The following is a 6750-nucleotide window of genomic DNA, read 5'->3' as shown; positions in this document are numbered from 1 at the left end:
CCCTTGACCGAGAAGGTGCCCGGACAGGCGAAGGTGATGTCGGCGCCGTCCAGCGTGATGCTGGTCTGGCCGGCCTTGAGCACGATCTGTGTCCTGGCATTAATGCGGATGGCGTCGCTGACGCTGACGACCGTCACTTCCTTGTCGGCCAGCACCTCCAGCTGATCGGTGTGCGCCTGCAAGGACAGTGCGCCGTTGGCGGCGATGGCCTCCAGACCGCCGGCATGGGTGAAGAAGGTCTGGGTTTTGCCGGCCACTGCTGATACCGTGTGCGCCGCACCCAGCTGGCTGTCACCTTGGGTCACCAGGTGCAGTTGTTCACCCGCGAACACAACACTGCTGGCGGCGCTGGCGAGCACGATGGCGCTGGGGGCGTCAAGCACGATCAAGGGAGCGCCGAAGCGTTCGACGCCCGCCTCAAGCGCAGGGTCGAGTTCGCGGCTGCTGGTCTGGGCCTTTTGCGTGGTCTGCCCGTTAAGGCTGGCAAGACCCTGCGCTTTAAAGCTGCCTTGCTGTTTCGGGTCCAGTCGCTGCAGGAGTGTCTTTTGTGCCTGCGCTGCTTCCTTGGTCTGGCCGGCGCCCAGGGCTTGCTGCTGCTTTGCGGCTTGGTGCAGCGCTTCGGTCAGGCTTTGCGCGGCCTTGAGTTGGCCTCTTGCCTCCCGCGTGTCCATCTGGGTGCTGTTGACGCTGCTGCCGTTCTGCGCGCGGGCGGTGCTGGAGATCAGCAGGCCTTGCGCTGCGCGTACCACGCCCCAGGCGTCGGTTCTGAGCTCAAAGCCGCTGCCCCGGTAAGCGCCGCGTTGCGCCGAGGCAGGGCTTTGGCTGATGAGGTAGCCGGTGTTGAGCTGGCTGGCCGCGCTGCTTGAGCCTAAGCGCATGCGCAGCTGGGCGCAGGTATCGTCTAGCACCCATTGGTTGTAGCTGGTGCTGCCTTCCAGGTTGTGGCTGTGCCAGCCCGACAGCGTGCCGCCGTGATTGACGCTGGAGTCCACACCGGCGGCAAAGGGCGGGGTGTCCACGCCGTTATAAAGCTGGGCGACGATCACGGGTTGGTCCAGGTCGGCGTCGGTAAAGTCGATCAGCACTTCGGTGCCCAGGCGCGGCGTGAACTGGCTGCCCCAGTTGGGACCGGCCAGCGCTTCGGCTACGCGCACCCAGGTGCCGCTGGTCTCGTTGTTGGGGGCGTTGCCTTCGCGCTGCCAGGCAAACTGGACTTTGACGCGGTGGTTGCGCTCGGTGCTCAGTAGCTCGCCCGAAAGGCCGACCACCAGCGCGGTTTGTGTGCCTGGGGCGATGGCTCGGGTGAGCGCGGCCGTGGCCTGCGGTACCACGGGAACGACAACTCGTACGGCGCAAAAGCGGTTGCGGTAGCTGCCGCGTTCGAGCTGGCTTAGATCGTTATCTGGTTCATGGCTGCTTGTGTTGGCAGCACTTGCAACGCTTGCAGCACTTAAAGCAAAGGCCGATTTGTTGCTTGCACCCAGGCGTTGCAGCAGGTCGCTGACCTGGGCTGAGAGGTTGTTGGCAGCGGCGTGTTCGACCCACAGGAGTTTGAATTGGCTTTGCTCGCCTATGTAATGGTCATGGCCGGCGAGGGTAAAGCGCGCGCCAGCGGCCAGTTGGCGGGCAGAGCCGGCGCCGACGTAGGTTTTACCAGACAGCGCCAGCGCGGCCAGGCGCAGTTGGGCGATCTGCTGGGCGTAGGCGGCATCGGGGTAGCGGCATTGGCCTGCGCCGTCATAAACAGCCAGTGTGGGCTGGGCGCCGCTGTCTAAATTGCTCGCGAGCTCGGCGCCGGGGGCCAGCAGTTGTTGCGGATCCCAGGCGCTCAGAGCGACCGCATTGGCACTGAGCTGGCGCTGGGGTGAGAAGGCGGTGATGGTGTCCGAGCTTTCGGTGGCACTGGCGCGGTGAAAGCGGATGGTTGCCGGTTGCACGCTGGGCCATTGGTTCAGGCTGGACGCGGCGTCGAAGATGACCAGGCAGTGTTTGGCGTGGGCGCTGCTCTGGTTGTCGGCGCCTGCACTGGCGTTGGCGTTGGATGCCGACGTTTGCTCGTGCTCAAAGCGCCAGGACAGCCCTTCGCTGGCGAGCAGTCGGGTGAGGAAGTCGAGGTCGCTCTCGCCGTACTGGGTGCAAATGGGGCGTGGCTTGAGGGTCTGGGTAACTTCATAACGCACGTTGGCCTGGGGGTAGTCGCTCAGGAGTTGGTCCACGATGCCTAGCGCGTCTTTGTCCTGGAAGATGAAGGCGTCATGGCGCAGGGCCAGGAAGGCCAGAAACGGCGAGAGCGTCAAGCGGTAGCGCGCCAGGCCACCGTCCGCGCCGAGCCAGGCGGCTCCTGTGCAGTAGCCGTGCCAGCTGCGGTGGCCGCCTTCGGGCAGGAGAACGCGCAGGGTGACGTCTTCGCCAATGAATTGCGGGAGATCCAGCCCGGTGCTGACGCTAAAAGCATCGACTTCAAAACGGAACAGTTCGTTCACGCCTTCACGGCCCCAGAAGCGTTCGACCACCAGGCTCTCGGGCAGGCCTGAGCCCTGCGCGGTTTGCACCTCGATCAGGCGCGAATGCTGCGACAGACCGGTTCCGAACAGGGCCAGCAAGTCGGCGGGGGTGAGCGCGGGCGGGTCAGCAGCCAATGCGGTGGCTTGAATGCTCATGATGTTTTCCTCTCTGAACAAATATTGCGATCAACTGGATCTTGTTGTCCAATGCCGATTGCATGTCGAAACTTGTGCTTGGTAGCTGTTTTATTAGCTAAGGCAGCGTGATGGTGATGTTGGCTGCACGAGGTGCAAGCTTGACCAAATCCTCATAACCGCCCAGCATGTGCGTGGTCGAGCTGGTCAGCCAGCTGTTGAGCCCCATGTAGGCCATCAACGCCAATAAGGCAAATACGCTGCCGATCACCCATAGCGGCGTTTCTGACTTGAGCTGATGGGCTACTTTGTCAGGGCGGTCCCAATGCGGCGCAAATGGCGCACGATGGCCTTTCATGTTGGCAATTTCATCGCCCAATCGGGCGGTGAGGTATTTCAATTTTTCGGTTCCCTCGATCATGTATTTGCCCTGAAAGCCGAGCAGCAGGCACATGTGGTAAACCTCCAGGACCTGCACATGGGCAGACCCTTTGGCGCGCAGTGATTCGAGTTTCGTGAAGAAGCTTTCACCCGCCAATTGCTCACCAAACAGGGTGAGCTGCAGAGGACGGCGTTCCCATACATCACGAATTTTGAATTGCGATCTCAAAATGATTTCGTCGGCGGTTGCGCAAAACGCGAACTTGGCCAAGTGCAGGTCTTCTGATGTAACGGCAAGATTTTTGGCATTGCGGCCAAATTCCGCCAAGTAGCGATGCATCCGCACAGCCAACTCCGCATCGTCTGTGGGCGGGTTTTTGCTTTTGAGCAGAAACAGGGCATAAAAGCCATCGTAAAGTAGGTCAACCAGCGAATTCACAATGCGCGACGCGTCCGGTGCCGAAGTGCGCGATGCATTAGTTTCAGAGAAAGAACCAAGGTTTGAAGACAGTGAAGGAGGTGTTGCCATATAAATCAAGCGGTGACCGCTAACAGTTCAAGCTTCAGATTTTGAATGCCTGAAGGGGCATAAATCGAGATCGCTTGTGCATGAAGCATGCGCTCATACAAAGGCCCTTTGCTCTCGACAGAAAAATAATACGTATCAGGCTTAACCGGTAGCGCTGGCGGCACTTGGGGCGAGTGAACCAGGCGCACGCCGGGCATGGCGGACAACACGAACTTTTCGACATCATCCGGCGCGCCGATCTTCACACGCAGTGGAACAATCTCTACCAACTCGAGAGCCGGCATGTCAGCCGACACACTCAGGTAGAAAGCAGTTTTGTCATCAATCTTGCCTGAATCGAGTCTGCCGCTGTGATAGCCAGGCTTGATCTCAGACAAGGCGACCGCGAAGAACCTTGTAGAGATCACTGTTTCGAGCAAATCCTTGATGATGCTGTGCAGTTTCGAGAAAGCAGGGCCGGGATCTTCGTGCTTGTAGACCGGCAAGTCCACCAGTGAATGCATCTTTGAAAAAGTCATCAGCTGACCTGCAAGCCCAAGCAGCTGTTCGAAATAGCGCTCCGGGTGCAAAACTGGATGGTGAAATAAATGGGTCAAGCTCGCGAAGGCCGCGCTAGCAGTGTGCAATAGCCAAAACGAAGCTATGTCGCCCGAGCGAAACTCGATCACACTTTTACTGGGTTCCCGATGATGGCCATACAAGGCGTTGACCTTGGCATGCAAGGCATCCATCAAGCGGCGCATTTGCAGGAAAAGCAGCGGATTGCTTTTGACGCTAACGCAGGGCGCCATGAAATCCGGGTCAAGCGCGAATCCGCCCGTTGCCTCCCGACGAAGTCGCGCAATGGGAAAGCTGATATACGACTGCAGCGACTCGAATTCAGACACAAGCCGGGCCTGCTTGCCAAGGTACATCACCTCAGCAGTGGCGGCCTGGGTAAACAGGTCTGGCGTTTCTTCCCCCTTCTGGATGTAGCGCATCGCAATGGTGGAGACAGCGGAAGAATTTTCCCCATACCAATTCAGGGCAGGAACCGCCAAGCTGAATGTGATGCTTTGATGATTCAAAGGGATTTCAGCCAGTGACACCGCGGGTGGCAACTTGTCATCTCGCGGTGCATCGTAAATTTCGCCATCAGGAAAAATAACCGACAAGTCGTTAAATCTGAAACTGCTGTTGACCAAGGCTTCTTTGTCAATTTGCATGCTTCGTACGCCCCAGGCATAGGGGTGCAAAGCATTTGCTATTTGATGAAGGCGCGCCTCGTGGTAAGCGTCTTGTCGCTGGAAATGTTGAGGCCTGAGAAACAGGCCTTCACCCCATAACACTTTAGATGCAGAGTTCAAGAAACAGCCCTCCTTTAAATTTGGTTTAGTTTGGTTTGGTTTTCGTTTAATTACGAATACATATCTATACGACAGATCAATTTCTATTGACAACTAGACGGCGTATTAGCTGCCGGCAGTAGGTTGCTCTGATCTGCGATGGCCCCTTTGCCTACGGTAAGAGAGCAAGCATGCAAGCCCACAATAATTCCAGAGTTTTCGGCTTCCTTTGCAGCAAACGCGGCGCGCCACCGTTGCGGCTTAGGATCTCTAAAAAGTGTCACGATGCCAATAAAATTGGCCTCGCGTGTAACCTTTTCTGTGACTTCATAGAGTTGTCCAGGGAGAATATTTAGCTCCCTGACTTCAATCAAATCGCCACCTAATGCTTCTTTTTCCTTTTCGGGCGACAGAAAAACTGAGTAGGGCGCTGAATAGAAAGCGCCGGTTTGTTTCAGCTTATAGATCCGCGTGATCAATGACAGCGGTCTACCCGTGGCCCCGGAATTGAGATTGCTACCCGCATGTAATTTAACTGCCACATTGCGTGGAGGCATTTGAGAATCCGGTAAGTCGGGAGCGCTCGGCGCTTTCAGCCCCATCGTTTCAAGGGTGAAGTTGGCCACTTTTGCCACAGTTGAGACGGCGCCAACGGTGCCGCATGCGCTCAGGAAGACCGTGCAACAGAGCAAGGAAACGGCAATAACAAGGCGCATGAAGTTGAGCAACTTAAAAAAATCGATCATTAAAACGACTGGGCATGGCAACAGAACTCCTTTTAGTGGTCTGTGGAATCTGCTGCCTTAACACCCAGCATCTCCTCGATAAAGGCCAGCGAGCCGGCGTCCTTGATAACCGTTTTGAGCCATATGTGCAGCGGTAGGTCACCCCATGTCGCCGCTTTGTCAGCCAAATAAGCGACGGGACTATGCGGTTCGGTCCGTCTGAAAAATTCTGCCACGAGGCGCAATTGCTCAAGGGCCTGACCCCGATTCGAAATCACACCACCGATTACCGGTAAGCCCCCGCCGGGGGCATTGCTACCTTTTTCACCATCAGCTTTCGTAGCAGTCGCCGGAGACGCAAGACCGACATCGACACCAAACCGCTCAATGCTTTTGGAGACTGTTTCCAGTGTGTCTTTGAGCTGAGTAAAGCTTGGACCTTCAGGGCCTAACAGCGCATCCAGCGTGCGCTCGAAGTCTGCGAGCATTACCTGGCAATGGGCCGCACTGATGTTCAGCGCTTCATAGAACCCTTTGGAGCTCTTGCGTCGCGCGCTCTCAAGCACAGCCAAATCAGGCTGCTGAATATCAGCGCTGGCGTTCCCTCCCGTGCGCAATGCTGTGTTTGCGCGTGCGCGTGCAGCCTCGAAATCGGACCAGGAAAATGCCGTTTCCCTCCCTTCGGTCAAAGGAATTTCTTTGACCAGTTGCACGGATCGTGCCAGCAACCACGACAGGTTACCTACGCGCTGCTCCATGTCGTCCGTATCCAGAGGCGGGTACAACTCTTTCCAATATCGGTCGCACATTTGTGCAAGCAGTTCAAATCCAGCCGCCAAGCCCTCAAACTGGCGCTTTTTTGTAGCAGCTTCTGTCAGCCAGCCAGCAATACGTAAGTCTTTCGACTTTGTAGCCAGCAAATGCGAGCATCGGTCATATACGAACTCCCAATCGGCTTCCTTTATCGCAACAACCCATTCGCCCTGATCCAGCGAGGGGTCGTCAAACTGCCTCGCTAAATTGATGGCATCAACCTCCACTGAGAAAGTCAAATCCTCGCCGGCTGGAGAGGACTCGGAAATAGGAACAAGGAGTTGGTTGAAATGCAGCATTGTGGGATGTTGGATGCGGTAAGGCGGCAAGGAAATAGG

Annotated in this window: 5 protein-coding genes; all 5 read right to left on the bottom strand. The window is 57.0% G+C overall.

What is annotated here, in order from left to right:
* The coding region (locus HHJ16_RS00145; RefSeq protein ID WP_293639685.1) for a type VI secretion system Vgr family protein at positions 1 to 2660 on the bottom strand (2660 nt) is incomplete at its 3' end.
* Positions 2661 to 2757: 97 nt separating this feature from the next.
* On the bottom strand, positions 2758 to 3549 hold the full coding sequence (gene icmH / locus HHJ16_RS00140; RefSeq protein WP_293639683.1) for a type IVB secretion system protein IcmH/DotU: 792 nt from the start codon (positions 3547 to 3549) through the stop codon (positions 2758 to 2760).
* A 5-nt stretch (positions 3550 to 3554) separates the two neighbouring features.
* Positions 3555 to 4895, bottom strand: coding sequence for a type VI secretion system baseplate subunit TssK (gene tssK / locus HHJ16_RS00135; protein ID WP_293639681.1), 1341 nt, complete (start codon positions 4893 to 4895; stop codon positions 3555 to 3557).
* A gap of 83 nt (positions 4896 to 4978) precedes the next feature.
* Positions 4979 to 5620, bottom strand: a complete 642-nt coding sequence (gene tssJ, locus HHJ16_RS00130) for a type VI secretion system lipoprotein TssJ (protein WP_293639679.1) — start codon at positions 5618 to 5620, stop codon at positions 4979 to 4981.
* Between the two features lie 32 nt (positions 5621 to 5652).
* Positions 5653 to 6711 carry a type VI secretion system protein TssA gene (tssA, locus tag HHJ16_RS00125; protein WP_293639677.1) on the bottom strand — a complete coding sequence of 353 codons (1059 nt, stop codon included), beginning with the start codon at positions 6709 to 6711 and terminating at the stop codon, positions 5653 to 5655.
* Between the last annotated feature and the right edge of the window lie 39 nt (positions 6712 to 6750).

Origin of the sequence: Polaromonas sp. (genome assembly GCF_012927485.1) — a bacterium.
Lineage (GTDB): Bacteria > Pseudomonadota > Gammaproteobacteria > Burkholderiales > Burkholderiaceae_C > Polaromonas.
This window is presented reverse-complemented; position numbering and strand designations above follow the sequence as displayed.